Below are 21,345 nucleotides of genomic sequence, written 5' to 3' on the forward strand. Positions count from 1 at the left end.
GATGTTACCTCCCATGTTACCGTAACGTACTTGCCCAGACCAATCCGCCAGACATGATACCTTGATCCAGAACGGAGACCGCATCATGTCCTTGCTTTCCCGGCGAACAGTCAACGCCACCTTGCTCGCTGCCACCATCCTCGCGTCCCAATTCGGCACCTCAGCGGCTCTGGCGGCGGAGATGGCCCCAGACGCCAAGACATTGACAGATGCCTATGTCTACCTTCTCGGCCGCGCTTTGGTGGTTCGACAGGAGGTGGGGGACCTCAAGGAGAAAGGCGTCCAGTTCAATACCATCAAGTACAATCCGCTCGGCTCGGCGGACTTCGTCAATCCGAACTTCGACGTCGCTTATTTGGAGGCCTGGCTCGCGGTCGATGACAACTCGGCCGTCATCCTCGAGGTGCCAGAGATCAAGGATCGCTATTACACCGCACAGATTCTCGACGAATGGGGCGAAGTGATCGCCAACATCAACGAGCGAACCATGCCGACCAAACCCTTTGGGAAGTTCGCGCTTGTTTCTCCGGGCTCGAAGGTCAAGCTGCCGAAGAATGTGATGCCGATCATTCTGCACTCTGACAAGGCCAAGATGCTTGGGCGCATTGAACTGAAGGGTGATCCCGAAGGGGCGGCCAAACTTCAGCATGCTTTCAAGGTCAGTGTCATCGGCAAGCCGAAGATTGCCAAGCCGCCTGCGCTGGCCCCTTTCGAGAATAAGAGCCTGATCGGCGTGGACCTCTTCGACAATGCGGACGGACTGCTTGCCAGCGCCCTCGACGTCGCGCCCAATGCCGCGGAGTTGCAGGCGAAGGTGCATGCGGTGGCAAACTATGTGTCATCGGGGAAGGAAGCCCGTACTGCCGTCGCCGATCAGTTGAAAACGATCGTACCGACTTTCCAGAAAAACGTTCTAGCCACGACGGCTCCTTACAAGAACCATTGGCTGTGCGGCGCATTCGGCGGCAACTATAGCACCAAGTTCGAACAGCGAACCGCAGCGAACTATGCGGGCATCTGGGCAAACAATCCGGCGGAGGCGATCTACTTTCCTGCAAGCCGAGATTCCAACGAAAACCTGCTCGACGGCAGCAAGAACTACGTGATTCATTTCCCGGCAGACGCCCTCCCTGACAAAGTCGTCGACGCCTACTGGTCGGTCATTCTCGTGAGCGTGCCTGACTACCGCGTCATTCCCAACGATCTCAGGCGTTACAATTTCAACAGCTATTCCGACTTGAAGAAGGAAGTAGACGGGTCGCTGAAGATCGCCATCGGCCCCAAGCCGGTTGCCGGCATTCCTGACACGAACTGGCTCCCATCGGCGGATGGCAAGCCATTCTCGCTCACCTTCCGCACCTACGTGCCGAAGGACATCGTCAAAACGTGCGACTGGACGCCGGCACCTGTGACGGAGATCAAGTGACATGAGTGGAGGAAAGACAATGCGCACCTTCCGTCTGCAGATTGGAGCCGCGCTCTTTCTTGCTTCCATCTCCGCGGTCTCGGGAACGCATGCCCAAGAGCAGCTCGCTCCGTCGCCGGGTTGGGGGCGGGCGCTTCCACCAGGCCCTGACACCCGCGTCAAGATCACTGAGGAATATTCCAGGCAGATCGGGCGGGAAGCCTATTTCTGGGCTTGGCCGATGGTGAATGTCTACAATCGACGGCTGACCTATGCACCGCTTAAAGAGCCAGCCAAATCCGGCCCGCTGGTCATGGCTCCGCTGAACACCTTCGCGATGTTGACCGACTACGTGGTGCCGGAAGAGCGCATCGTCGCCTGCCCGAACCAGGATGTCGTCTACGGTGCAGGCGCGCTTGCCCTCGACAAGTCGGCTGTCGTCGTTCAGGTGCCCGATTTCGGCGACCGCTTCTGGGTCTACCAGATGGTCGATCTGCGCACCGACAGCTTTGTGCAGCTTGGCAAGATGTATGGCACGACGCCGGGGTTCTACCTGCTCGTCGGACCGGAATGGAAGGGTGAGGTCCCAAAGGGCATCACCAAGGTTTTCCGCTCGCCGACACAAACGGGTTTCGTAGCCCCTCGCGTCTTCATGGATGACACGGCTGAGGACCGAAAGGCTGTCCAGAGCGTGTTGCACGAGGTCATGATGTATCCGGTCGCCCAGTTCGACGGGACGATGAAATCGACCGATTGGTCGAAGCTGCCGGGCGGCGATGAAACGGCGGCTCCGACCGGTGACCAGGAAGTCAAATGGGTGGTGCCGGACAAGTTCTTTGACGAGTTGCCGATGGTGCTCGGTGACGCCCCGCCGCTTCCCGGCGAAGAAGCCCGCTATGCACAGGTCGAGGCGGTGCTGGTCGCGGCGAAAGCCGACGCCAAGATCAAGGCGGCGTTGACCGAAGGGGCGAAGGAAGCAGACGAGAAGATCGTCACGCCGTTGTTCCAGTTCCGGAATTACGGTCAGCAGTTGCCGCATAACTGGAGCACGATCTCCAACGAGGCCTCGTTCGGTACCGACTATTTCACCCGTACCGCCGTCGCCAAATCGAACATCTTCGTCAACTCTCCGAACGAGACCAAGTACTTCTATCAGGACCTTGACGCATCAGGTGGACGCTTGAACGGAGCAAAGAGCTACACGGTGACCTTCCCGAAAGGCGAGACCCCGCCGGTCAATGGATTCTGGTCGATGACACTCTACAACGAACATCACTTCTTCTCTCCGAACGAATTGAAGCGCTATTCGCTCGGCACCAAGAACAAAGACCTGAAATACAATGATGACGGCTCGCTGACGCTTTACGTGCAGGCGACATCGCCGGGCGACGAAAAACTATCGAACTGGCTACCTGCGCCGCGGGAGGATTTTTCGTTGTACATCAGGTCTTACTGGCCAAAAGCGGCAGTGATGGAAGGAACCTGGACTCCCCCAGCCGTGCAGAAGCGGTAACCGAAAGAGGAGACCGAACGGGCGCAGGCTCGAAAGAAAATTAGTTGGTGTCGTTATCAATTGTCGAGCGCATATACCGTTCTGACGAAGATGGGTCACCGGCCGATGAACTTGCTAGACAATGTCTGAGGGTTTTTCGTGCGTTTCGCGCGGACAGAGGGAAGGCTATAGCGCTGCCACGGTTTCCGATCTGCGAGAGCGTGTCTCTCGTCAATCGACCGTAGCGAAGATTGCGTCGACAAAAGGCACCTTTCCCGGGACTCGGGAGGGCGTCCGCCCACGAGCAAACACCAATGTGCGCCATGCATTGCGTCCGACGACAGCAACCGTGACCTCCACGTTTGTGTCGTCAAGTTTCACGCTTCTCCCATCCGCACGTAGAGCCGGGATTCCATGGACCGTCGTCTGGATCCAGTCCGATGTGATGCTGACATCCGACGCCACCGCTCCCATGATGGCGTTGGCATAGGCGACATTGGTGACACCATCGGCACCAAAGCGCTCATAACCCACCAACACTTCGACAAGGTCGCTTGGAGAGTTAAAGTAAAAGACACGACCGCTGTTGGTCTTCATCTCCTGACTCTCCCAAGCCTTCGCGATGGAAGCCGTTTTGTTGTTGATCGGGTTCACCCAGGATTGCCTGGCGTTGAGGTCGGTCGTCGCCTGTTGGTCCAACACCCTCAAGTACACGTTTGCCGCGCCGAGACACGCAACGACGATCAATCCGACAAAAAACCTCGCCTTCGACGGATTGGCTTTGACGACTGTGCCCATATCTTTGTCGTAGCTAGCTAGCTAGCTAGCTAGCGGGCTGGCTGGCGGCGAGGAGGCTATACTGCCGTGACTGGGTGTAGAGGTTGAGGATCGGAATGCCCAACCCCCACTCGGCAGCCCACACCTTCAGTTCCCTCGAAAAGAAAAATGCGACACGATTTCTGCCCTCCGGAACTAACACCCGGACACCTACTATCGCTTTGCCGGGGGTGGTTCCGGTCAAAACCATCAGGATGGCCAGCAGCAGACCCAAGGCCGGTAAAACGATGATACCGAGCAGGCCCGCGTTCATTGCCATCATTTGGAGATAGAGGTCGGGGGCATGGAAAATGAATGCGACCGCAGCACCAAAGATGATGACTGGCCCAAGCAGCAGGGTGTCGATCGAACGTGCCCAGAACCGAGGCCACGGCCGCGACTGCAAAGGTAAAGAACGCTTGGCATCGATAGCGACGTTCGCCACGGCCACGACTGGCAACGCCTGCACAGGTGGCGGCTTCAAAGGGAGGGTAGGCGGCGTCACAAAAGCAGCAGAAAACTCCGGCAGTTCAGAGACGGGCTGCCACGCAGACATTCCGTCCCGCCAAAGAAGAGTCTCCCAGGTCGCCTGGCCCTGCTTGATCAGGTCGCGCAATTCGCCCTCGCTGATAGGACCCATATGTTCCTGCCCAACGGCATAATACCAAATTTTCACGCTGAAGCCCCCGCTCGCCTTGTGCAAGCATTAGCAGTGAGGATGATGGGCGTAAAGTTGCAATCCATCGGTCTCCCACTGGAACACCGTTCCATCATTGGAAGGCACGGAGCAGCCTCCTTCGCGCCAATCAGGATTGCCGGTTTTCGCGGCTTGCCTTATGGAACAGCACGAGCACCGCCTCTGATTTTGAAAAGAGCTGTCATATGGAGAGGGTAAGAGCCGTCGTACGTCCAACCCACATTTTCTTGGCCGCGAACAACATCTGAAATCAGAGGTCCTGACGACCATGGCAAATTTCATCACCCTCGGCATTGACGGCGTCGAACCCGAGTTCGGCGCCCCTGAGCCCGGTCGGATCATCTCAGGCGATCCGCATTTCCGCACCTGGAACCTGGAGGAGGCCGAAGGCGGGCTCTATTCCGGCATCTGGGAGGCGACGCCGGGCAAGTGGCGGATCGTTTATGAGGAATGGGAATATTTCAGCCTGCTGTCCGGCTATTCGATCGTCACGGAGGAGGGCGGTGAGCCGGTTCATCTGAAGACGGGCGACCGGATGATCTTGCGACCCGGCTTCAAGGGTACGTGGGAAGTCGTTGAAACGACTCGCAAGGATTATGTGATCAAGGTTTAAGCAGCGCCAGCAAACCGGCGCTGACGATGGCGGGCCTGTCCCGATTTGCGGCGATGACGGCCCGTCTTTCTGCGGATGGCTGCGCTTCTTTGCCGGATAGAACGCTTTTAACCAATCCCGTTAATCGGGTCTACATCGTCAAAATGCTATATCTTATCTGCAGCGCATAGCGGACATGATGTCTCCTGCCGTCCCCACAGACATGGCCTTGCAATTAATCTTTCCGGAATATGCATGTCGTCGAATCTTGCAGGTAGGCACGTTCGCACCCAGACCTCTTCCATCATTGCGACAACGGTCTGTTTCCTTGTCGTCGCCCTCATCCTGACCGGCCTGATGGCACATGTCGTCGTCAAGATGACCCGGTCGGCGAATGAGATCGACGATGCGCGGGCCACGCGCGCCGCCCGCGCGGCGATCGGAGCCTTTGTGGCTCGTCTGAGCGGGACGACGACGGACAATGCCATATGGGACGATGCCTATAGTGCGGCCTCATCTCCTACCGCCGCCGACTGGGCCTATGAAAATTGGGGAAAGACCAGCGAGGATTACGCGCTCTATGACGGCGCGATCGTAATCGGCCCTGACCGGTCGTCGATCGTCTCCGCATATGCCAAGGGCAAGCCCTTCGAGCCGAGCGCCTTTTTCGGCGAAGGCTTTTATCGGCAGATCAACGCAGCCGCCGATCCCGAGCGGGCGCCGATGGTCAACTTCATCAAGACCGAAAGCGGTATCGCCCTGCTCGCATCGCAGGCGATCCAGCCCTTCGAAGCCTCCGGAGAGCTTCCGAAGCTCAGCACGCTGAGCTTCTACAAGGAATTTACCCCCGAGGTTCTCGACGCGCTCTCGAACGAACATGAACTCGAAGGCTTGCACCTTGAAACGAAGCCCAGGCCGGAATTTCTGAATACGCCGATCACCGACATGAAAGGGGCCGTCATCGGCTACCTCGTATGGCCGAGCAAAGCGCCTGGAAGCACTGTGTTTCATCGGGTAACGCCCTATGTCGCTGCCGCCGTCGCCATTCTTGCGCTGTTCCTGATCGGCGTTCTGATGGTCGGGACGTCCGAGGCACGGCGCCTGCGCCAGCTGGCGGAGGCAGCGCTTTTCGAAGCCGGCCATGACAGCCTGAGCGGCCTGTTGAACAGACATGGACTTCTCAGTCTGCTGGAAGAGTTGGACAATTCGGGCTCTTCGCCACCCCGGCTCTATCTGGTCGATCTCGATGGCTTCAAGGCGGTCAACGATGCCTGGGGGCATGCGGTCGGCGATGATTTGATCCGACTGGTTTCGAACGCGCTGATGGCCTGCCACCCCGAGGTCGTCGCCGCGGCTAGGCTGGGGGGCGACGAATTTGCGCTGGTGCATGTTGGATCTGCCACGTGCGAAGATATGGAAAAGACCATTCTCGCGCTGTTTGCCGAGCCCTTCAAAATCGGCGGACGAACGATCGAAGTTGGAGCAAGCATCGGAGCTGCCGCGCGCGACGGAGGCATCGAGCCTCTGGAGCTTCTCCGCAGAGCGGACATGGCCCTCTATCGCGCCAAGGCAAGTGGCAGAGGCCAGGCGATCGAATACGACCCCGAACTGGACGAGGAACGCCAACGGGTCGCCGAACTGGAAGGTCTGTTGAAGCACGCCATCAGCACTGGTGCGATCGAGGCCGTTTTCCAGCCTCTCGTTTCCGCCACAACAGGCGCTGTCACTGGTCTTGAAGCGCTGGCGCGCTGGCGAACGTCAACCGGAAACATCAGCCCGGAGATTTTCATCCCTCTCGCCGAGAGGTGCGGCCTCATCGATGCGCTCGGCGTTCACATGCTGAGGACATCAATCGAGCATGCCAAGAGCTGGCCCGATCTGGCACTGTCGGTGAACGTCTCGCCAATCCAACTCTGCAATCCCGAATTTGCCGCGGAGGTAATCTCGGTCCTGCGCGAGCTCGATTTCGATCCGAAGCGCCTGACCTTGGAGATCACCGAAGGCGTTCTGATGACAAATCCGGATCAGGCCCGGCGGTCGATAGACCAGCTGAAGCGCGTCGGGATAAAGTTCGCGCTGGATGACTTTGGCTGCGGCTACGCCAGCATCGGCGCATTGCGGCAGTTCGGGTTCGATCGCATGAAGATCGATCGCTCGCTTGTGTCCGCTCTCGATGAAGGCGCCAACGGCGCCGATGTCCTTCGGGCGACCATTTCGCTGGCGACCGCTCTGAAGATTCCCGTGACCGCCGAAGGTATCGAGAACAGCCGCCAGGCGGCGATCTTGCGAGAGGCTGGCTGCGATCAGCTTCAAGGCTATCTGATGGGAAGACCTATGTCGGCGCACGACATATCCGGCAGGCTGCAGGAAGACTCGGCCGCATGACGCGCGATCGATGGGTCGCCCGCCTGAGGGCGAGTTCACCATCGTCATCGTCACCCACAACATGCAGCAGGCAAGCCGCATCTCCGACAATACCGCCTTCATGTATCTTGGCGAGCTGATCGAATACGGCCCGACCGCTGAGATTTTCCAGTCGCCGAAGGTCAAGCGCACCGAAGACTACATCACCGGCCGTTACGGCTGATCTGCGAGGCTATGGATCACCACCACAAATCCAGCCGGTCCAGCCCGTGGAAATGGTAGACGTCCTTGACTTCAGGCGTCTTCGCCAGCTTGAGACCGGCAAGCCTTGCGAACAGGATCGGGAGCACGACGTTGAGCTCCAGCCGCGCCAGCGGCGCGCCGATGCAGAAATGGATGCCGGCGCCGAAGGAGAGGTTCGCCGCCTCGCTGCGGTCGGGCCGGAAGGCCAGCGGATCGGTGAACTTCGCCGGGTCGAGATTGGCGGCGGCGAGGATGAGGCTGACCTTGTCGCCGCGCTGGAAGGAGACGCCGTCGATTTCCGCAGGCTCCAGGGCCCAGCGCTGGAAGATGTGGACCGGCGCGCAGGTGCGCAGGGTTTCCTCGACGGTGCGCTCGGTCGTCGCCTCGTCGCGGAAGATTTCCGCCGGATCTGAGCCGCTCTCGAGGATGATGCGCACCGAATTGCCGATCTGGTGCACAGTCGCCTCGTGCCCGGCATTGAGCAGCACGATCGTCGTCGAGACCAGCTCCTCCTCGGTCAGATACTGACCCTTGTGCTCGGTATGGATCATGTGGGTGAGCAGGTCGTCGCGTGGCTCGGCGCGGCGCTCTGCGATCACCGTCCGGACATAGTCGGAAAATTCCTTCGCCGCCCGTTCGGCCTCGTCTTCTTGCTCGCGCGTGCGGCCGAACATGTACATGCGGACGTAGGCGTGCGACCAGGCAAGCAGCTGCGGCCCCATTTCCTCGGGAATGCCGATCATCCGGGCGATCATCGTCACCGGTATGATGTCGGCAAAGGCAGAGAGCAGCTCGACCTCACCCTTTTCCGCGAAGCCGTCGATCAGCCGGTTGGCCAAATCGGTAAGCTCTGGTTTCATCTTCTCGACATGGCGGGAGACGAAGGCGCGGTTGACCAGCGTGCGCAGCCGTGTGTGCTCCGGCGGTTCGAGTTCGAGCAGGGAATAGCGTTCCGAGAGATCGAAACTGGCAAGATGCGGCATCGGCTCGGCAAGCCCGAGCTCCTCGCGGCTGGCGATATGCAGGATCTGCCGGCCGAAGCGGCGATCGCGCAGCAAACCGTTCACATGGTCGTAGCCGGTGAAGAACCACTGCTTCTGCTCGCTCCAGTAGAACGTCGGACAATGCGCATGAAGTGCGGCATAGACGGCATTCGGATTGCTGTAGAAGGCCGGGTTGCGGGCGTCCAGCGACACATGGCGGCGGGCCGGATCGATCGAGAGAAAGGGCGGTATCATCATGCCCGAAGGCTTAGCGGATTTGCTCGGCCTCGGAAAGGTGCGGGGTGAGGGCGAGCCGCCCGGAAGCGATGCGCGCCCGGCCGGGCGCGTCAATCACTTTAAAATCTAAGTCTAACCCCGAGGATTGATTCCGGTTTTCACCGTTACCGCTAGCCGGCCCGCGACAGCGTGCCCATGCGCCGCAGGGCCTCGATCTGGTCGTCGACCGTCGGCACGAGTTCGCCGGCGGTGTTGCTCGGCGCGGCCGGCGCCGGCGCTGCTGCCTCGGCTTCTCCGAAGGTGACGGTGCAGTTGCGGCCTGCGCCCTTTGCCGCGTAGAGCGCCCGGTCGGCGGCCGAGATCAGCTTGTCGATATTGGCTTCGACCGAGGAAGCAAGCGCGATGCCGATGCTGACGGTGACGGGAACGATTGCTTCGCCGGTGCTGACGGGAAGACGGCAGAATTCGGTGCGGATCGCTTCGGCGATCGCTTCGGCCTCGGTCTGGTCGGTGACCGCGGCGAAGGCTGCGAATTCTTCGCCGCCCATACGGCCGAAGATGTGGTTCGGAATATACTGGCGGGCCATTCGCGCGAATTCGGTCAGCACGGCATCGCCGGACTGGTGGCCGAAACGGTCGTTGACGCGCTTGAAATGGTCGAGATCGAAGAGTATCACTGCGACCTGGCGCTGGTCGTCATGAGCTTTTTCCTGGATGGCGTTGAAATAACCGAGCAGGCCGCGGCGGTTGAGCACGCCCGTCAGCGAATCGGTCAGGGTGAGGGCGCGCAGGTGCCGTTCGGAGCGCTCCATGATCAGCCGGCAGGTGAACGCGAAGGCGATGGTCAGCAGGAAGGCGCTTGCCATGGCGGAGGCGCCGCCGAGATTGGTCGCCTCGACATCGCTCGGCAGCGTTAGCGCCATCGTCACCGCCGAGCCGAAGCACAGGCAGCCCTGGATGACGAACACACCCATCAGCTTGACGCGGGTACGCTCGCGGCGCATGTCGCCGGCGGCGACCGCAAGGGCAAGCGCCGTCGCACCCGTCGCCGACGCGAGATTATAGAGCACCACCCGGTTTGAATAGTCGCTGTTGACCCAGGGCAGAAAGACCCCGGCGAGCCAGATCGCCGGCGGCAGCAGCGCCCACCATTCGATCCGTTTGCGGTCCAGCGCCAGAAAACCCGCCACCCAGGCGCTCTGGCCGAGCAGCGCAATGGCATTGCCGATCTCTATGGACAACAGGCTGGGCACTTGGCCGCGCAGCGCGATCATCGCAAAGCCGATGCCGGTCAGCAGAAAGCCGATGCCCCAATAGAGGTAGGCCTCGTTTCTGACATTGTGGCGCCAGGCGACGAACAGCACCAAAGCGAGCGTCATCGCCTCCGAACACCAGATGGCGAGACCTGTAGCAATATTGAACACGGCAGCAACCCCTTGCCCTTCGGCCTTATCTGTCGGCCGCTATTTGTTGGCCTTTATCCTTGCCGATGAAGCTCGCCACTTCCTTAATGCTGTTGCGCCGCAGCACGCTTTTGCGCTGATATCTGCCGGTAGGCTTTCTGTCGGGTAAACGCTTATAAGCGCTCTCGAATGAAGTAAGCATTCCTTCATCCTGTCGTAGAGAAAAGCCGGGGGCGATGCTGCCAGGGCCTCGCCGTTAACAGGCGTTTGGGGGAAAGAGGCTGCCAGCTAGAGCCGCCTTGCCCCGCCATCTTAACGTTATCCTCATGCGTGTCTTGAAGAGGAGGGCAGTGACACTCTATGTAGGGATAGACATTTTCTTTGATTCCCGGCGCCGGCCGGCGAGACGTTGACAAAGGACGCACATGAGAAACCCAGTCGATACCGCAATGGCCCTCGTGCCGATGGTCGTGGAACAGACCAACCGCGGTGAACGCTCCTACGACATCTATTCCCGCCTGTTGAAGGAACGCATCATCTTCCTGACGGGTGCCGTCGAAGACCATATGGCGACGCTCGTCTGCGCCCAGCTTCTCTTCCTCGAGGCCGAAAACCCGAAGAAGGAAATCGCCCTCTACATCAATTCGCCCGGCGGCGTCGTCACCGCCGGCATGGCGATCTACGACACGATGCAGTTCATCAAGCCCGCGGTTTCGACGCTCTGCATCGGCCAGGCCGCATCCATGGGCTCGCTGCTGCTGGCTGCCGGCCACAAAGATATGCGCTTCGCCACGCCGAATTCCCGCATCATGGTGCATCAGCCCTCGGGCGGCTTCCAGGGACAGGCTTCGGACATCGAGCGCCACGCCCGCGACATCCTCAAGATGAAGCGCCGCCTGAACGAGGTCTATGTCAAGCACACCGGCCGCACCTACGAGGAAGTTGAAAAGACGCTCGATCGTGACCATTTCATGGATGCCGACGAGGCCCAGACTTGGGGCGTGATCGACAAGGTTCTGACCTCGCGCATCGAAATGGAAGGCGAACAGGCCTAGTAATTAATAGGGATGGTGTTTTCGTCGCCACAGTTCTATCCCATTTGTGATTGAACAAGGGCTTTCAACAGGCGACGAAGACGCTAATAGTAACTATTAATGCTATGTTGAATTTTTATGACATAGCATTCGGCATTCGAAGGGGATTCGTTGCCGCCGGGAGCCGGACATGATTTGTTGGGCCTGGTTCGTAGCCCCTGAAGCCCTTCTCGGCAAAGGCTCCGGAAACGGAGTGCCGCCAGGAGCTGATAGAGTGGACCGCGATTTCGCCTTGAAATGCGGCGTGCTGGAAGGAAAGTGAAATGAGCAAGGTCAGCGGCAGCAACGGCGGCGACTCCAAGAACACACTCTATTGTTCGTTCTGCGGAAAGAGCCAGCACGAAGTCCGGAAACTGATTGCCGGACCGACCGTCTTCATCTGCGATGAATGCGTCGAATTGTGCATGGACATCATCCGCGAGGAGAACAAGTCCTCGATGGTCAAGTCCCGCGACGGCGTTCCGACGCCCCAGGACATCATCAAGGTCCTCGACGAATATGTCATCGGCCAGCGGCAGGCGAAGAAAATCCTGTCGGTCGCCGTTCACAACCATTACAAGCGCCTGGCGCACGCCTCGAAGAACGGCGAAGTCGAGCTGGCGAAATCGAACATCATGCTCGTCGGCCCGACCGGCTGCGGCAAGACCTATCTTGCCCAGACGCTCGCCCGCATCATCGACGTTCCCTTCACCATGGCCGATGCGACGACGCTGACCGAGGCCGGCTATGTCGGTGAGGATGTCGAAAACATCATCCTGAAGCTGCTGCAATCGGCCGACTACAATGTCGAGCGTGCGCAGCGGGGCATCGTCTACATCGACGAAGTCGACAAAATTTCGCGCAAGTCCGACAACCCGTCGATCACACGCGACGTCTCGGGTGAGGGCGTGCAGCAGGCGCTGCTGAAGATCATGGAAGGCACGGTCGCTTCCGTTCCGCCGCAGGGCGGCCGCAAGCACCCGCAGCAGGAATTCCTGCAGGTCGACACGACCAACATCCTGTTCATCTGCGGCGGCGCCTTCGCCGGCCTCGATAAGATCATCTCCGCCCGCGGCGAGAAGACCTCGATTGGCTTCGGCGCTACCGTCAAGGCCCAGGACGATCGCCGTGTCGGCGAAGTCCTGCGCGAACTGGAGCCGGAAGACTTGGTCAAGTTCGGCCTCATCCCCGAGTTCATCGGGCGTTTGCCGGTTCTGGCGACCCTCGAAGACCTCGATGAAGATGCGCTGATCCAGATCCTGTCCGAGCCGAAGAACGCGCTGATCAAGCAATATCAGCGCCTGTTCGAGATGGAAGACGTGGAACTGACCTTCCACGAGGATGCTCTGCGCGAAACAGCCCGCAAGGCGATCGTCCGCAAGACCGGCGCCCGCGGCCTTCGCTCGATCATGGAGAAGATCCTGCTCGACACGATGTTCGAACTGCCGACGCTCGAAGGCGTGCGCGAGGTCGTCATCTCCGAGGAAGTGGTTCGCGGTTCGGCCCGTCCGCTATACATCTATGCCGATCGTCAGGAAGAAAAGGCCAACGCTTCGGCGTAACCTTTGCGCTTTCGCACGATTATTTTGGGGGCTTGCCATCGGCGGGCCCCTTTCTATTTGAAAAACCATCCGAGGCACTGTTAGTATTTTGCCGGTGGGAACCGGAATTGCCTTTGCCGATGTTGCGCAAGGGAGAGTGCTTGGCAATGATGCCGTGATTCCGTAAGCCTATTGCTGGCGTTTGTATTTTAGCCGGGTCGGAAGTGGTAAGCGCCGGTCCAGCCACGCGCTTCATAGTGTTGGCGTTCCGTTGTAATGAAGCTGTCACATCCGGGGAACGCGGGCGTTAGCGTGGCTTGAAAAGCGTAGTCAGAACCTCCACTTGTAGAGCCAAGTGAGAGTGCCGGCCGGTCCCAAGCGGCCGCGCAGAGAGCCCGGTAACGGGACGATGGAAAGGACTTAAAATGACGAAGAAAACGTCTGTAGCGAGCAGTACTGCCTACCCTGTTCTGCCCCTGCGCGACATCGTGGTTTTCCCGCATATGATCGTGCCGCTGTTCGTCGGACGGGAAAAGTCGATCCGTGCGCTCGAAGAGGTCATGGGTTCCGATAAGCAGATCATGCTTGTGACGCAGATCAACGCCAGCGACGACGATCCGGATCCCTCCGCGATCCACAAGGTCGGCACCGTGGCGAACGTGTTGCAGCTGTTGAAGCTGCCCGACGGCACCGTCAAGGTTCTGGTCGAAGGCCGCGCCCGCGCGGAGATCGACACATATACCAGCCGCGAGGATTTCTATGAGGCGCTCGGCCATGTGCTCGAGGAGCCGCACGACGATCCGGTCGAACTGGAAGCCTTGTCGCGTTCGGTCGTCTCCGAATTCGAGAGCTATGTGAAGCTCAACAAGAAGATTTCGCCCGAAGTGGTCGGCGCCGCCAGCCAGATCGACGACTATTCCAAGCTCGCCGATACGGTCGCCTCGCATCTGTCGATCAAGATCACCGAGAAGCAGGAGATGCTGGAAACCACCAGCGTCAAGGCTCGCCTCGAAAAGGCCCTCGGCTTCATGGAAGGCGAGATTTCGGTCCTGCAGGTCGAAAAGCGCATCCGTTCGCGTGTCAAGCGCCAGATGGAGAAGACCCAGCGCGAATACTACCTGAACGAACAGATGAAGGCGATCCAGAAGGAACTCGGCGACGGCGAGGAAGGCCGCGACGAGATGAGCGAGCTGGAAGAGCGTATCTCCAAGACCAAGCTGTCCAAGGAGGCCCGTGAAAAGGCCGATGCGGAGCTGAAGAAGCTGCGCCAGATGAGCCCGATGTCGGCCGAAGCCACCGTCGTGCGCAATTATCTGGACTGGCTGCTCGGCATTCCGTGGGGCAAGAAGTCGAAGATCAAGGCCGATCTCAACAATGCCGAGAAGATCCTCGAAGCCGATCACTTCGGTCTCGACAAGGTCAAGGAGCGCATTGTCGAATATCTGGCCGTGCAGGCTCGCGCCACCAAGATCAAGGGCCCGATTCTCTGCCTCGTTGGCCCTCCGGGTGTCGGCAAGACCTCGCTCGCCCAGTCGATCGCCAAGGCGACCGGCCGTGAGTATGTCCGCATGGCGCTTGGCGGCGTTCGCGACGAAGCCGAAATCCGCGGTCACCGCCGCACCTATATCGGCTCGATGCCCGGCAAGGTCATCCAGTCGATGAAGAAGGCGAAGAAGTCCAACCCGCTCTTCCTGCTCGACGAGATCGACAAGCTCGGCCAGGACTATCGCGGCGATCCGTCTTCGGCCCTGCTCGAGGTACTCGATCCGGCACAGAACTCGACCTTCATGGACCATTATCTTGAGGTCGAATACGACCTGTCGGATGTGATGTTCATTACGACGGCGAATACGCTGAACATCCCGGCGCCGCTGATGGACCGCATGGAGATCATCCGTATCGCCGGCTACACCGAAGATGAAAAGCGCGAGATCGCCAAGCGGCATCTGCTGCCGAAGGCCATCAAGGAACATGCGTTGCAGCCGGAAGAATTCTCGGTCAACGACGACGCCCTGATGTCCATCAGCCAGCACTACACCCGTGAAGCCGGCGTCCGCAACTTCGAGCGCGAACTGATGAAGCTTGCCCGCAAGGCGGTCACCGAGATCATCAAGGGCAAGACGAAGTCCGTGCATGTGACGGCTGCCAACATCTCCGACTATCTGGGCGTCCCGCGCTTCCGCCACGGCGAAGCCGAGGGCGAGGATCAGGTCGGCGTTGTCACAGGTCTTGCCTGGACGGAGGTCGGCGGCGAGTTGCTGACCATCGAAGGCGTGATGATGCCGGGCAAGGGCCGCATGACGGTCACCGGCAATCTGAAGGAAGTCATGAAGGAATCGATCTCGGCGGCGGCCTCCTATGTCCGCTCGCGCGCTGTCGATTTCGGCATCGAGCCACCGCGCTTCGACAAGAGCGACATCCACGTACACGTGCCGGAAGGCGCGACGCCGAAGGATGGCCCCTCGGCCGGCGTCGCCATGGCGACCGCGATCGTCTCGATCATGACCGGTATCCCGGTGAACAGGCACGTGGCCATGACCGGTGAGATCACCCTTCGCGGTCGTATTCTGCCGATCGGCGGTCTCAAGGAAAAGCTGCTCGCAGCCCTTCGCGGCGGCATCAAGAAGGTGCTGATTCCGGAGGAGAACGCCAAGGATCTGGCGGAGATTCCGGATAACGTGAAGAACAGCATGGAGATCATCCCGGTATCCCGCATGGGCGAGGTGATCAAGCATGCGCTGATCCGGCGGCCGGAGCCGATCGAATGGGACGGCACGGTGGAAACGCCGGTCATCGCATCGGTCGAAGGCCTCGACGAGACGGGCGCAACCATAGCGCATTGAGTGGCCTCGGCCACATTTATGCCCCATTGGCTGAAAACTCGGAAAAAGGCTGGCGAAAACGCCAGCCTTTTTTGTGAAAACGTCATGTAGACGCTTGCTTTTCCTTGATTTGCAGGGCTTTTGGGTTCCCGGCGGGCCTGATGATACCTATTCGGCGCCTAGCTTATATTGAGTCGTTTCGTACCATTTAGAAAGGGGTGGAAACATGAACAAGAATGAACTCGTGTCCGCAGTCGCCGAAAAGGCAGGACTGACGAAGTCTGACGCGGCTTCCGCTGTTGACGCGGTTTTCGACGTTGTCCAGGGTGAACTCAAGAACAAGGGCGACATCCGCCTTGCAGGGTTCGGCAGCTTCACCGTTTCTCATCGTGCCGCATCGAAGGGCCGCAACCCGTCGACGGGCGCTGAGGTAGACATTCCGGCTCGCAACGTGCCGAAGTTCACGCCCGGCAAGGGCCTGAAGGACGCCGTCAACGGCTGATCTGAGATTATCCGCCAGCCGTAAACGAGACCGGCTGTGCAGGATTTGGAAAGGGGTTCGGCTTTGCCGGACCCCTTTTGCTTTGCTGGGCCCTTGCTTTCGTGGCTTGCCGCCATGCGGGCTTTGATCTACGACATTTCTGTTCTCAGGGCGGGGTGAAACTCCCCACCGGCGGTATGGGTTTCGGCCTGAGCCCGCGAGCGCCGCCTTCCGCGCCAATGCTGGGGGAGGGTCAGCAGATCCGGTGCGAATCCGGAGCCGACGGTTAAAGTCCGGATGGAAGAGAATGAGTGTCGGCCGTGCGAAGGGCGGGGTGTCCTGCGTCGCCTGTTCGTGGCTCATGCGTCCTGATTTATGTTGGTCCCTGGTTTTGGATGAAAGACATGAGTCAGAATTCTCTTGCGGTCGAGCCGTCCCGCGCCATTGTCGGTGCACTCTGGATGGTCCTTGCCGGCATCGCCTTTTCGCTTCTCAACGTCGTCACCCAATGGCTGACGATGAAGCTTGCCTTTCCCTCGGCCTCGGCAGCCTTCTGGCAATATGGCTTCGCCTTCCTGTTTTCGCTGCCGTTCCTGCGCAGGCTCGGCCTGGCGGCGATGCGCACGCACTATCCCTGGCGTCACCTGGCGCGCGTCGTGCTTGCCGCGCTCGGGGTCGAGGCCTGGGTCGCCGGCCTTGCCGCGGTGCCGATCTGGCAGGCGATCGCGCTGGTGATGACCTCGCCGTTCTTCATCATTCTCGGCGCCCGGCTCTTCCTGGGTGAGCGCGTCGGTCCGGCCCGCTGGGCGGCGACCGCAGCCGGTTTCACCGGCGCGATGATCATCCTGCAGCCATGGTCGGACGGCTTTGGCTGGGCAGCACTCTTGCCGGTGCTTTCGGCACTGCTCTGGGGCGCCTCGTCGCTGATCACCAAGAGCCTGACGGGCATCGAACGACCGGAGACGATCACCGTCTGGCTGCTCGTTCTGCTGACGCCGATAAACGGAGGGCTGGCGCTTGCGGCAGGCTTTGCAGTGCCGACGGGTGCAACACTTGCCTTGTTCCTGCTGGCGGGGCTGCTGACCGCCGCAGCGCAGTATTTCCTGACGCTTGCCTATGCCGCAGCGGATGCCGCCTACATTCAACCTTTCGACGATCTGAAGCTGCCGCTGAATGTGCTGGCCGGCTGGCTGTTCTTCGGTTATGCGCCGGCCGGCTACCTCTGGCTAGGCGCAGTGCTCATCCTTTCCGCCTCACTCTTCATCATGCGAAACGAGATGCGCAAAGAGCGGAAACCCGCCTGAGGTACCCTAACCTTCTCCCCCGGAAAACGGGGAAAAGGGGAGGTGCCATGCTAGATGTGGGCAGGGAACCGAGTGGTTGCGGCACATCCCCTTCGTCTCGTTTACGAGGGACGGGCCGAAACCCGTGGCTCGACCCCGGCCGGTGGCGGCAGCCGGATGAGGGCCTGACTCGACCTGCCGCAGCCCTGACAAAATAGCGACGCTCCAACCCTACCAGCGCTGATGCACATGCGGCGCGATCAGCCGCGTGTAGATCTCGCGTGTTGCCGCCATGACACCGGCCGTAAGGGGCGCCAGATCGGCTGCGGCCGCATTGGTTTTGGCCTGTTCGGCATTGCGGGCGCCGGGGATGACGACGGTGACGGCTTCAGCCATCAGGATCCAGCGCAGCGCAAAGGCCGCCATGGTGGCGCCCTGAGGCACCAGCTTGCGCACCTCTTCCACCGCTTGCAGGCCGACCTCGAAGGGCACGCCGGCAAAAGTCTCGCCGACATCGAAGGCTTCGCCGTTGCGGTTGAAATTGCGATGGTCGTCGCTGGCAAATTGGGTGTCCCGGGTGATCTTGCCGGAGAGAAGGCCGCTGGCCAGCGGCACGCGGGCAATGATCGCCACGTTCCTGCGGCGCGCTTCCTGGAAGAACAGGTGGTCGGGACGCTGGCGGAAGATATTGTAGATGATCTGGATGCTGACGACGCCAGGATATTCGATCGCCTTCAGCCCGTCTTCGACCTTTTCGACGCTGACGCCGTAACCCTTGATCTTGCCGGCCGTCTGCAGCGCGTTCAAGTTCTCGAAGACCTCCGGCTGGTAAAACACCTCGCGCGGCGGGCAGTGCAGCTGCAGGAGGTCGAGGCTGTCGACGGCAAGATTCTCACGGCTGCGGTCGATGAAGCCTTCGAGGTTCGCTTTGGTATAACCTTCGGCGAAATGCGGGTTGAGCCGGCGGCCGGCCTTGGTGGCGACTATCGGGCGCTGGCCGCCGCGCGCCTTCAGCACGTCGGCGATGATTTTTTCCGAGCGGCCGTCGCCATAGACGTCAGCCGTATCGATGAAGGTCATGCCGGCATCGAGTGCGGCGTTAAGCGCCGCGCGTCCATCCACCTCGCTGATATCGCCCCAGGAGCCGCCGATCTGCCAGGCGCCGAAGCCGACATTGGTGACGGTGAAGGGCGTGCGGCCGAAAGCATGGTGTTTCATGAAAAATCCTCCTGATACCTGTCGCCCGGAAGTGCGTAGCGGTTCCGGAATAACGACACGCATAAAAACAAAGACCTGAGGCGCGTCGCATGAAACAAGTTCAATGCAACGCGCTTCAAGGGATGAAAGATATCGGCCTATCAGGCGGACAACTATGCGGCAATTGTCGATCCGGCCTTGATTGGTTGCCTCGATGAAATATCGTTCCGCGACAAGGCTTCAACCGCAATGAATGGAAAAGGAAAGATCATGGAGATCAAACCTGCCGGCTCTCGCCCGTCGATGAAGCCGCCGGCCGATTATTTCACCGGCGCCGTCCGCCAGGATCCGCTGATGGAGACGCCCGAACCGGCCCGGATGCGGGCAACCTCGGTCACCTTCGAACCCGGCGCCCGCACCGCTTGGCATACGCATCCGCTCGGCCAGACGCTGATCGTGACCTCTGGCAGGGGCCTGGTCCAGAGCTGGGGCGGTGAGATCAGCGAGATCCGCGCCGGCGACACGGTCTGGTTTTCGCCGGGCGAAAAACATTGGCACGGTGCTGCCGCGGACACGGCGATGACGCACATCGCCATTCACGAGGCGCTGGACGGCAAGCACGTCGACTGGTTGGAGCAGGTCACCGACGCGCAATATTCCGGCATGAGCTAAATCACAGCCGCTTCAGGCAATAGGAAAAATGCGCGTGTGATTCGACCGTCAGGAACTCGAATTGCCAGCGGTAATCCTTGCAGAATTTGGTGACCGCCTCGACGACGCCATAGACGATCGGCTTGACGGTATTGCCGGTGCAGAAATCATGCCCGGCAATCCGCCCCGTCCGCTTCACCTTCTTGTCGCAAAGCAGCAGTTCCTGCCAGGTGAGCTCGAAGGAATGGTCGGTATCGATATAGGCCCAGTCGAGGAAATCGTCTTCGAACTCGGCGAGCTTGTCGAGCGATGTGCCCTGCATCAGATGCAGCCTGCCGGCCTCGATCTCGGCCGAAAACGTCGTGTGGATTGCGTCGAGGCCGGAGCTGTAGCGATCCATCGACCAGGGATCGATGAGGTAGAGCTGCGCCGGGCGATTCTTTTCCAGGATCTCCGCCGTATATTCGCCGAAGGCCGCTCCCACTTCGACGCCGATGCCGCCGTTCGGGATTCGGTAGAGCAACTCGCCACGATCCGGCAGCAGACTGGCGTTTTCCATATGATGGGCGCTGAGCGGAGTGCGCGGCATGCTCGCCCGGAGCGCTTGCCTGTCTTCACGTGTCTTCATCTCTGATCTCGGGATTACGGGCGTCTGACGGCCCTGATGTGGTTTGCGGCGAACGTAGGAGCAGCCGACGCCGATGACAACCACATGACGGGAATTTGCTTCTTTCGAACAAATCGCTAAGTTTCACATGTGGACTGACGAGAGCTCGGGAGGAGCGATTTCATGAGACGCATGTGGCCTGAAGAGTTCAACGCCATCGTTAACGGGGCCGAGGAGGTGATGTTAGAATCACCGGCCGAGGCCGGCGAAGCACCGCTGCACCGCAAGGCGCTGAAGGCACGCATCAGCATGGAGGATTACGAACGGATCTGGCCGTTTGCCGAGATGCGCTTCCGGCTTGGTGAGGAAGCCCTAGAAGGCAAGGCCATCACGCTGATCACCACCAACCCGCATTACCACACCTGGCACCCGAAGGACGGCGGCAGCGTCGAATCCGTGTCGGACAGCGGCCGCCATTTCAAGACGGATTATATCATTGTGCACTTCCTGCTCGACGACGTGAAGGAAACATCCCCCGCCTGAGAGGTCTCATCCCGGCACAGGCCGCTAAAGCGCATCGCGTCGAACTGATTCACGCGGCGCTTTAGCTCTTCGTTTTGATGCATGTCGTTATCCCGGAACCGCTGCTGACGCGGAATTGATTCCGACGCTGATGACAACGGCGGCGATATCGCTAAGTTTGGCGAATATGTTCCCACAAAATTGGAGGTTCCCGTGACGGCGAACGTGTTGGATATTCCTGTGAAAACAGTGGATGGTCGTGAAACCGCGCTCAACGAATACAAGGGTCGCGTGCTCCTGGTCGTCAATGTCGCCTCGAAATGCGGGCTGACGGTTCAATATGAGGGGCTCGAAAAGCTCTATGGCGAAAAGCGCGAACGCGGCTTCGTCATCGCCGCTTTCCCCGCCAACGACTTCAAGGGTCAGGAGCCCGGCACCGATGCCGAGATCCTCGATTTCTGCACCAGTACCTACGACGTCACCTTCCCGATCTTCTCGAAGATCTCGGTCAAGGGCGAAGCCCAGCATCCGCTCTACCGGCAACTGACGAAGTCTGGCGTGAAGACGACAGGCGAGGGCCCGATGCGTGAACGGCTGAAATCCCACGGCATGTCAGGTGGCGACGAGGATGACATTCTTTGGAACTTCGAAAAATTCCTGATCGGCCGCGACGGCAAAGTCGCCGCCCGCTTCGCGCCGGATGTGACGGCGGATGATTCGCGGCTGGTTTCGGCGGTGGATAAAGAACTGGCGAAGGGGTGAATGGTGGGCGATGAGCCTCGACTGTCACGATTCTAGAACGCCACTTCGGAATCCCGAAATTCCCCGCTTCGGGATTCCGAAATCCGCGGCGCTTCGCGAGGTGCCGACAGAAAAAAACATGCAATGATTTCAATCCCGCAACCAATTTCGGGATTCCGAAGTGCTATATAGAGT

Annotated in this window: 19 protein-coding genes, 1 pseudogene and 1 riboswitch; of the genes and pseudogenes, 13 read left to right on the forward strand and 7 right to left on the reverse strand. The window is 59.9% G+C overall.

Features of this window, described 5'->3' with window-relative positions; all coding sequences use genetic code 11:
- Positions 1–85: 85 nt before the first annotated feature.
- Together HJB83_RS07870 and HJB83_RS07875 are read left to right on the forward strand one after the other, a co-directional pair.
- A complete protein-coding gene (locus HJB83_RS07870) occupies positions 86–1,426 on the forward strand; it encodes a DUF1214 domain-containing protein (protein WP_221131531.1) in 1,341 nt (446 codons plus the stop codon).
- 19 nt (positions 1,427–1,445) lie between these two features.
- Positions 1,446–2,918 carry a DUF1254 domain-containing protein gene (locus HJB83_RS07875; protein WP_221131532.1) on the forward strand — a complete coding sequence of 491 codons (1,473 nt, stop codon included), beginning with the start codon at positions 1,446–1,448 and terminating at the stop codon, positions 2,916–2,918.
- Between the two features lie 210 nt (positions 2,919–3,128).
- On the opposite strand, the gene HJB83_RS34035 is transcribed toward HJB83_RS07875, so the two are convergent.
- Positions 3,129–3,695: a hypothetical protein gene (locus tag HJB83_RS34035; protein WP_259669569.1), complete on the reverse strand. Its 567-nt coding sequence runs from the start codon at positions 3,693–3,695 to the stop codon at positions 3,129–3,131.
- A gap of 25 nt (positions 3,696–3,720) precedes the next feature.
- Positions 3,721–4,389, reverse strand: a complete 669-nt coding sequence (locus HJB83_RS34040; protein WP_311044277.1) for an RDD family protein — start codon at positions 4,387–4,389, stop codon at positions 3,721–3,723.
- A 289-nt stretch (positions 4,390–4,678) separates the two neighbouring features.
- On the opposite strand from HJB83_RS34040, the gene HJB83_RS07885 reads away from it, so the two are divergent.
- From HJB83_RS07885 to HJB83_RS07895, 3 genes and pseudogenes are all read left to right on the forward strand, one after another.
- Entirely contained in the window at positions 4,679–5,023 is a 345-nt protein-coding gene (locus tag HJB83_RS07885; RefSeq protein WP_207584288.1) for a cupin domain-containing protein, read from the forward strand.
- Positions 5,024–5,257: 234 nt separating this feature from the next.
- On the forward strand, positions 5,258–7,387 hold the full coding sequence (locus HJB83_RS07890; protein WP_221115199.1) for a bifunctional diguanylate cyclase/phosphodiesterase: 2,130 nt from the start codon (positions 5,258–5,260) through the stop codon (positions 7,385–7,387).
- Between the two features lie 25 nt (positions 7,388–7,412).
- Positions 7,413–7,589: pseudogene (locus tag HJB83_RS07895) on the forward strand (phosphate ABC transporter ATP-binding protein); the annotation flags it as partial.
- A gap of 16 nt (positions 7,590–7,605) precedes the next feature.
- Here HJB83_RS07895 and HJB83_RS07900 read toward each other — a convergent pair.
- From HJB83_RS07900 to HJB83_RS07910, 3 genes are all read right to left on the reverse strand, one after another.
- Complete coding sequence (locus HJB83_RS07900) at positions 7,606–8,850, reverse strand: cytochrome P450 (RefSeq protein ID WP_221131533.1); 1,245 nt, start codon at positions 8,848–8,850, stop codon at positions 7,606–7,608.
- A gap of 149 nt (positions 8,851–8,999) precedes the next feature.
- The gene (locus HJB83_RS07905; protein WP_207583777.1) at positions 9,000–10,253 is read right to left on the reverse strand and encodes a GGDEF domain-containing protein; all 1,254 of its coding nucleotides are present in this window, start codon (positions 10,251–10,253) and stop codon (positions 9,000–9,002) included.
- 25 nt (positions 10,254–10,278) lie between these two features.
- On the reverse strand, positions 10,279–10,434 hold the full coding sequence (locus HJB83_RS07910) for a hypothetical protein (protein ID WP_207583778.1): 156 nt from the start codon (positions 10,432–10,434) through the stop codon (positions 10,279–10,281).
- A 223-nt stretch (positions 10,435–10,657) separates the two neighbouring features.
- On the opposite strand from HJB83_RS07910, the gene clpP reads away from it, so the two are divergent.
- The 5 genes from clpP (at position 10,658) to HJB83_RS07935 (ending at position 17,453) form a co-directional block, all read left to right on the forward strand.
- Positions 10,658–11,287 carry an ATP-dependent Clp endopeptidase proteolytic subunit ClpP gene (gene clpP / locus HJB83_RS07915; protein ID WP_007626207.1) on the forward strand — a complete coding sequence of 210 codons (630 nt, stop codon included), beginning with the start codon at positions 10,658–10,660 and terminating at the stop codon, positions 11,285–11,287.
- 302 nt (positions 11,288–11,589) lie between these two features.
- Entirely contained in the window at positions 11,590–12,867 is a 1,278-nt protein-coding gene (gene clpX / locus HJB83_RS07920; protein ID WP_007626206.1) for an ATP-dependent Clp protease ATP-binding subunit ClpX, read from the forward strand.
- A 404-nt stretch (positions 12,868–13,271) separates the two neighbouring features.
- Positions 13,272–15,689, forward strand: a complete 2,418-nt coding sequence (lon, locus tag HJB83_RS07925) for an endopeptidase La (protein WP_221115196.1) — start codon at positions 13,272–13,274, stop codon at positions 15,687–15,689.
- A 205-nt stretch (positions 15,690–15,894) separates the two neighbouring features.
- Positions 15,895–16,170 carry a DNA-binding protein HupB gene (hupB, locus tag HJB83_RS07930; protein WP_003573937.1) on the forward strand — a complete coding sequence of 92 codons (276 nt, stop codon included), beginning with the start codon at positions 15,895–15,897 and terminating at the stop codon, positions 16,168–16,170.
- 137 nt (positions 16,171–16,307) lie between these two features.
- A riboswitch (FMN riboswitch) is annotated at positions 16,308–16,462 on the forward strand.
- A gap of 91 nt (positions 16,463–16,553) precedes the next feature.
- Positions 16,554–17,453, forward strand: coding sequence for a DMT family transporter (locus HJB83_RS07935; RefSeq protein ID WP_221131534.1), 900 nt, complete (start codon positions 16,554–16,556; stop codon positions 17,451–17,453).
- Positions 17,454–17,663: 210 nt separating this feature from the next.
- Here the strand turns inward: HJB83_RS07935 and HJB83_RS07940 are convergent, their stop codons facing one another.
- Positions 17,664–18,650 carry an aldo/keto reductase gene (locus tag HJB83_RS07940; protein WP_221131535.1) on the reverse strand — a complete coding sequence of 329 codons (987 nt, stop codon included), beginning with the start codon at positions 18,648–18,650 and terminating at the stop codon, positions 17,664–17,666.
- A 228-nt stretch (positions 18,651–18,878) separates the two neighbouring features.
- On the opposite strand from HJB83_RS07940, the gene HJB83_RS07945 reads away from it, so the two are divergent.
- The gene (locus HJB83_RS07945; protein WP_221131536.1) at positions 18,879–19,301 is read left to right on the forward strand and encodes a cupin domain-containing protein; all 423 of its coding nucleotides are present in this window, start codon (positions 18,879–18,881) and stop codon (positions 19,299–19,301) included.
- 1 nt (position 19,302) lies between these two features.
- Here HJB83_RS07945 and HJB83_RS07950 read toward each other — a convergent pair whose 3' ends face one another.
- Positions 19,303–19,908, reverse strand: a complete 606-nt coding sequence (locus HJB83_RS07950) for a class I SAM-dependent methyltransferase (RefSeq protein ID WP_221131537.1) — start codon at positions 19,906–19,908, stop codon at positions 19,303–19,305.
- 162 nt (positions 19,909–20,070) lie between these two features.
- On the opposite strand from HJB83_RS07950, the gene HJB83_RS07955 reads away from it, so the two are divergent.
- Positions 20,071–20,430, forward strand: coding sequence for a hypothetical protein (locus HJB83_RS07955; protein ID WP_221115193.1), 360 nt, complete (start codon positions 20,071–20,073; stop codon positions 20,428–20,430).
- 192 nt (positions 20,431–20,622) lie between these two features.
- On the forward strand, positions 20,623–21,171 hold the full coding sequence (locus tag HJB83_RS07960) for a glutathione peroxidase (protein WP_209885433.1): 549 nt from the start codon (positions 20,623–20,625) through the stop codon (positions 21,169–21,171).
- Positions 21,172–21,345: the final 174 nt, after the last annotated feature.

Origin of the sequence: Rhizobium sp. NZLR11, assembly GCF_019685115.1 — a bacterium.
Taxonomy (GTDB): domain Bacteria; phylum Pseudomonadota; class Alphaproteobacteria; order Rhizobiales; family Rhizobiaceae; genus Rhizobium.

Excerpts from the sequence above, each read along its gene's own strand:
- HJB83_RS07870 (WP_221131531.1), top strand. The coding sequence starts at position 86 with ATGTCCTTGCTTTCCCGGCGAACAGTCAACGCCACCTTGCTCGCTGCC.
- HJB83_RS07875 (WP_221131532.1), top strand. The coding sequence starts at position 1,446 with ATGCGCACCTTCCGTCTGCAGATTGGAGCCGCGCTCTTTCTTGCTTCC.
- HJB83_RS34035 (WP_259669569.1), bottom strand. The coding sequence starts at position 3,695 with ATGGGCACAGTCGTCAAAGCCAATCCGTCGAAGGCGAGGTTTTTTGTC.
- HJB83_RS07885 (WP_207584288.1), top strand. The coding sequence starts at position 4,679 with ATGGCAAATTTCATCACCCTCGGCATTGACGGCGTCGAACCCGAGTTC.
- HJB83_RS07890 (WP_221115199.1), top strand. The coding sequence starts at position 5,258 with ATGTCGTCGAATCTTGCAGGTAGGCACGTTCGCACCCAGACCTCTTCC.
- HJB83_RS07900 (WP_221131533.1), bottom strand. The coding sequence starts at position 8,850 with ATGATGATACCGCCCTTTCTCTCGATCGATCCGGCCCGCCGCCATGTG.
- HJB83_RS07910 (WP_207583778.1), bottom strand. The coding sequence starts at position 10,434 with ATGCTTACTTCATTCGAGAGCGCTTATAAGCGTTTACCCGACAGAAAG.
- clpP (WP_007626207.1), top strand. The coding sequence starts at position 10,658 with ATGAGAAACCCAGTCGATACCGCAATGGCCCTCGTGCCGATGGTCGTG.
- clpX (WP_007626206.1), top strand. The coding sequence starts at position 11,590 with ATGAGCAAGGTCAGCGGCAGCAACGGCGGCGACTCCAAGAACACACTC.
- lon (WP_221115196.1), top strand. The coding sequence starts at position 13,272 with ATGACGAAGAAAACGTCTGTAGCGAGCAGTACTGCCTACCCTGTTCTG.
- hupB (WP_003573937.1), top strand. The coding sequence starts at position 15,895 with ATGAACAAGAATGAACTCGTGTCCGCAGTCGCCGAAAAGGCAGGACTG.
- HJB83_RS07935 (WP_221131534.1), top strand. The coding sequence starts at position 16,554 with ATGAGTCAGAATTCTCTTGCGGTCGAGCCGTCCCGCGCCATTGTCGGT.
- HJB83_RS07940 (WP_221131535.1), bottom strand. The coding sequence starts at position 18,650 with ATGAAACACCATGCTTTCGGCCGCACGCCCTTCACCGTCACCAATGTC.
- HJB83_RS07945 (WP_221131536.1), top strand. The coding sequence starts at position 18,879 with ATGAATGGAAAAGGAAAGATCATGGAGATCAAACCTGCCGGCTCTCGC.
- HJB83_RS07950 (WP_221131537.1), bottom strand. The coding sequence starts at position 19,908 with ATGAAGACACGTGAAGACAGGCAAGCGCTCCGGGCGAGCATGCCGCGC.
- HJB83_RS07955 (WP_221115193.1), top strand. The coding sequence starts at position 20,071 with ATGAGACGCATGTGGCCTGAAGAGTTCAACGCCATCGTTAACGGGGCC.